Here is a 4,677-nt window from a genome sequence, read left to right on the forward strand (position 1 = left end):
GCCGATCTGTTCAAGACCATCGAGAAGTGCGAGCGATTCATCATCGGCGACCAGCGGGAAGACGAGTCCCTCGAGAGCGTTGGCGAGGAGTTCGTTGATGTGAGCGAGGCGTGAAACCGGATCGTGGTCGGCATCTGTGTCCGACGGGAGTGTCTGTGACATATTCTCAGTTTGCTCTTGAATGGAGAAAAGTACCAGAGAATCTCAAGAACTTTTCCTGAGTCTGGTATTTATCGACACTCCGAGTAGCGGCCCAGTCTGCCGACTGAACGAGGTGCAACATCCGTCACCTGCCGGAAATCGAATCGGCTCGCTCTGCAACCGAGCCTCTCACCACCCACTGACACTCCGTGCTCCGCGCCCCGCACCACGGCGGCCAGCACCGCGGTCACGTGAGGGAACGATTGCACGTGATCTGGCTGGCCATGGGCCGTAGGCTGGCGGGACGAGACTCAGGGGGACCTTGCATGACGCAGCACGACCTTATTCCGGTGATCGACGGGCACAATGACCTGGCCTGGGCCTGCCGTGACAAGCGTGAGTACTCGGTGGCCGGTCTCGACTCGGAGCCAGACTCCGCGCTGAGTCTGCTGCAGACGGATATCCCCAAGCTCCGCCGTGGCGGAGTGCAGGGCCAGTTCTGGTCGGTCTGGGTGCACACCGATCTTGAGGGTGCCGACTCCGTGCAGGCCACCCTGGAGCAGATCGACTTTGTGCACCGCATGGTCGAGGCGTATCCGGGTGACCTGCAGTGGGCCGTGACTGCAACAGACGTCGACCGGGCGCAGGAGACGGGGCATGTCGCATCGCTGCTCGGGGTCGAGGGCGGCAACCAGATGAACAATTCCCTGGCCGTGCTGCGCGAATTCGCCAGGGCAGGCGTGCGCTACATGACCCTGACCTGGAATTCCTCCACAGAGTGGGCCGATGCTGCCGTTGGCGAGGTGCTGTACGACGGCATCAATGATCGAGGCCGTGAGGTCATTGCCGAAATGAACCGTATCGGCATGATCGTGGATCTCTCGCACGTCTCGGCGGCGACCATGAGCGATGCGCTCGATGCAAGCGTGCTGCCGCTCATCTTCAGCCATTCCTCGTGCTTCGCGCTCAACCCGCACCCGCGCAACGCACCCGACGAGATCCTGGCCCGGCTCGCGCAGAATGGCGGCGTGCAGATGATCACCTTCGTGCCCTCATTCATCTCGGCCGACTTTCGCTCCTGGCAGGATGCCGGTTCGAACGGTGAGGCGCCGATCGTGACGGTCTCCCACGTGGCCGACCACGTTGAGCACGCTCGACGCGTCGCCGGCATCGACCACATCGGTATCGGGGGAGACTTCGATGGCAGCCCCGAGATGCCTCTGGGCCTTGAGACCGTGGCCGACTACCCGAACCTGTTCGCTGAACTGGCCTCCCGCGGCTGGCAGCGGGAGGACCTGCTGAAACTCGGCTACCAGAACGTGCTGCGGGTGTTGCGGGCCAACGACGCCAACTACCGCAGGTTTCTGGCCTGACTCCGGGCGGTGTCCCGCACCACCGCCCAGGTCGCTGGGCGCGCCGACGATACGGGGACCCGCTCAGCAAGCCCGAAAGACTTCCGCAGAAACGAAAAAATCCCCGTAAGCACGTGGCTTATGAGGATTTCAGTGGCCCCGACCGGCGTCGATCCGGTGACCTTTCGATTTTCAGTCGAACGCTCTACCAACTGAGCTACAGGGCCAGAAAGCGTGCGAGCACGCTCTCTAAGACGAAAAGCCCTTCCTTTCGAAAGGGCTTTTGCCTTTGCGACCCTGACCGGACTTGAACCGGCGACCTCCGCCGTGACAGGGCGGCGCGCTAACCAACTGCGCTACAGGGCCTCGAGTGAATCTGTGTGCGAGGCACTTGGTAAGACTATTCTATTTTTTGTCCTGCTGTGTACACGTGAAACTGTTGCCCATCACTTGCGTGACCCCAACGGGATTCGAACCCGTGTTAACGCCGTGAAAGGGCGCCGTCCTAGGCCACTAAACGATGGGGCCGAAGCGGCCACAAACTGAATGGCTGCCGACGAGTAATCATAAAGGGTGAATCGCCATTTTCCCAAATTGAGCGAAAACTGCCTAAGAACTGGTCGATGTGAGCTCACACCACGCCCACGAATCAACGGTGTTCCACCCCCGTGGCGGGTTAGATTCGTTTCGACATTGGGTGAATAGCGTGCGGTTTGTTATTGTGAATTCTGTTAACGGACGTTTCGACGTGACACCCCGTCGTGCAGTAGTGAATTGTGCAGTAGTCAGTATTTTCGTAAGCCCAGGCCCGATCGGGGAGTAATGAATCGCACGGAACTCGTGATCGGCCGCGGCCGAACCGCCCTACGACGGTTTCGCGCTCCCGCATCCGACCGTGCGCAGCACACCGCCTTCTCTGTCGCCGGCCTCGTTGCGACGCTTGCGCTGCTCGCCACGCTGCTCGCACCCGTTTCTGCGGCGCAGGCCATCGAGTATCCCTCCTGGGAAGACCTGCAGAACGCCAAGGCCAACACGTCATCGGCGGCCGGCAAAGTCACCGAGATTCAGGGTCTGATCACCGGTCTTCAGGCGCAGGTCGAACAGACCCAGGCCGAGTCAGAGGCCCGCGGCCTTGAGCTCGAGGTCGCCCAGGAGAAATATGACGACGCCACTCGCCGGGCGACCGACCTGCAGGCCCAGGCCGACGCGAGCGCCACGGTAGCGGATGCCGCCACTCGCCAGGCCGGGCAGCTCGCCGCCCAGCTCTACCGCACGGGCGGCACCGATCTCAGCGTGAACCTCTTCCTCGATGGCGACTCGTCCGGTTCGGCCGAGTCCGGGTCGACCGGCGACGTGGACGGCGCCGATGCCCTGCTGTCCAAATTGGGCAACATGAGCAAGCTCGTCGAACGCAGCACCGGCGTCTACGAAGAAGCCCAGACCGCGCAGAACAGCGCTCAGGCCCTCGGGGACTCGGCGAAGGAAGCGCAGACCGAGCGGGAAGCCCTGCGCATCGCCGCCGAGGGTGCACTCGAGGCCGCGCAGGCCGCGGCCGACGCCGCCGCGGGCGCCCTCGCCGAGTCGGAAGCGAAGAGCGTCGAACTCGCTGCTCAGCTTGCGTTCCTGCAGGATGCCGAGGCGACAACATCCGCTGGCTATCAGGCCGGAGTCGTTGAACGAGCCCGCATCGAGGCCGAGCGAGTGGAAGCGGAGCGCGTTGCCCGCGAAGCCGCCGCAGCGGCCGCACGAGCCGCAGCCGCTGCTGCTGCAGCAGCGCGGCCGTCTGGTGGCAGCTCTAGTTCGGGTGGCAGCTCCGCCGGTGCCAGTCTCGGCGGCGGCTACACGAGCGGCTCCGGGTGGGGCGTTCCGGCCAGCGGCCGCATCACCGGAGGCTATGGCCCCCGCTCGGTGATCTGCGGCGGCGGCAGCTGCAGCGGCGGGTACCACTACGGAACCGACCTCGGTACCGGCTGCTACGCGCCGATCTATGCCGCGAGCGGAGGCACCGTCACCTATGCCGGTCGCCTCGGAACCTACGGTAACTTCGTCAAGATCGACCACGGCAACGGTGTCTCCACCGGCTACGCCCACATCGTCGACGGCGGTGTGTTCGTCAGCGCCGGCCAGCAGGTCAGCGTCGGACAGAACATCGCCAGCTCGGGATCCACCGGCGCGTCGACCGCGTGCCACCTGCACTTCGAGGTCTGGCTTGACGGAGTTCGCAGCAACGCGGTTCCGTTCATGTCGGCCCGTGGCGCCACCCTTGGATAACGTTCGCCCAGGCACCGGCACGCAATCCGGTACCGCAGCTACACCGCCGCGTTCTCGGCCGACGCGCCGAGTGCGCCGCTCAGTTCGCCCGATCACCCTGTTCTCGGCCGTTGCCGTGGGAGCAGTGGCGGCCTCGTTCGGCCTCACGGCCCCGGCCGCCGTTGCCGATGAGGACTACCCGAGCTGGACCGATGTGGAGCAGGCCAAGCTCAACGAGGACACCAAACAGGCCGAGATCGAGAACCTGACGGAACTGCTTGTCGGGCTGCAGACGACCGCCGCCGACGCGGCGACGCAGTCGCAGATCGCGGCCGAGGCCTACCGCATCACCCAGGACGATCTCGATGCGGCCGTGCTGCGCGAGTCGAGCCTCACGGGCCAGGCCGTGGCCGCGCAGGCCACGGCTGATACCTCGAAACTGCGCGCCGGCCTGATCGCAGCGCACCTCGCGAAGACGGGCGCCCAAAGCCTCTCGCTCAACCTCTTTCTGAACGGAAACGGCGCCGACGACCTGCTGGGGCAGCTCGGCACCGCGAGCAAGCTCAGCGAACAGTCGGCGCGCATCTACGCTGAGGCCTCCCAGGACGCCAACACGGCCTCCTCTCTCGCCGACCAGGCCGCCGCCGCACAGGCCGAGCGGGAGCGCCTGACCGAGCAATCCGCGACCCGGTTCGAGGAGGCATCCGCGGCGGCCGCGCTCACGCAGGCCGCCCTCGAGACCGAGCAGCGCAAGTCACAGGAACTGTACGAACAACTGGCCCTGCTGAAAGACACCACGGCGGAGGCCGAGCGCAGCTACCAGACCGGCCTCGACGCCGCGGCCGCCGCGGAGGCTTTCGCCGCGGCGCAGGCCGCTGCGGCCGCCATTGCCGCGCAGGCCACCCGGCAGCAGACTCCCGCGGCGTCGGCACCC

The 4,677-nt window shown here is 65.2% G+C and carries 3 protein-coding genes and 3 tRNA genes; 3 read left to right on the forward strand and 3 right to left on the reverse strand.

Translation table 11 applies throughout. The features are described 5' to 3' along the window. Positions 1 to 467: 467 nt before the first annotated feature. The gene (locus E3T55_RS17450) at positions 468 to 1,514 is read left to right on the forward strand and encodes a dipeptidase (RefSeq protein WP_134520824.1); all 1,047 of its coding nucleotides are present in this window, start codon (positions 468 to 470) and stop codon (positions 1,512 to 1,514) included. Between the two features lie 133 nt (positions 1,515 to 1,647). Here the strand turns inward: E3T55_RS17450 and E3T55_RS17455 are convergent. From E3T55_RS17455 to E3T55_RS17465, 3 genes are all read right to left on the reverse strand, one after another. Then, positions 1,648 to 1,720 (reverse strand) — tRNA-Phe (locus E3T55_RS17455). Positions 1,721 to 1,785: 65 nt separating this feature from the next. Next, positions 1,786 to 1,859: transfer RNA gene (locus tag E3T55_RS17460), tRNA-Asp, on the reverse strand. An 89-nt stretch (positions 1,860 to 1,948) separates the two neighbouring features. Continuing rightward, positions 1,949 to 2,021, reverse strand: a tRNA-Glu gene (locus E3T55_RS17465). Positions 2,022 to 2,315: 294 nt separating this feature from the next. Between E3T55_RS17465 and E3T55_RS17470 the strand changes: the two genes are divergently transcribed. Further along, the gene (locus E3T55_RS17470) at positions 2,316 to 3,764 is read left to right on the forward strand and encodes a M23 family metallopeptidase (protein WP_134520825.1); all 1,449 of its coding nucleotides are present in this window, start codon (positions 2,316 to 2,318) and stop codon (positions 3,762 to 3,764) included. Positions 3,765 to 3,834: 70 nt separating this feature from the next. Further along, positions 3,835 to 4,677: coiled-coil domain-containing protein (locus tag E3T55_RS17475; RefSeq protein ID WP_478213440.1), on the forward strand; the 843-nt coding region annotated here is incomplete at its 3' end.

Source organism: Cryobacterium frigoriphilum (genome assembly GCF_004403305.1).
Lineage (GTDB): Bacteria > Actinomycetota > Actinomycetes > Actinomycetales > Microbacteriaceae > Cryobacterium > Cryobacterium frigoriphilum.

What these genes read in the sequence shown, in the direction of transcription:
- E3T55_RS17450 (WP_134520824.1), top strand. Translation starts at nt 468, where the DNA reads ATGACGCAGCACGACCTTATTCCGGTGATCGACGGGCACAATGACCTG.
- E3T55_RS17470 (WP_134520825.1), top strand. Translation starts at nt 2,316, where the DNA reads ATGAATCGCACGGAACTCGTGATCGGCCGCGGCCGAACCGCCCTACGA.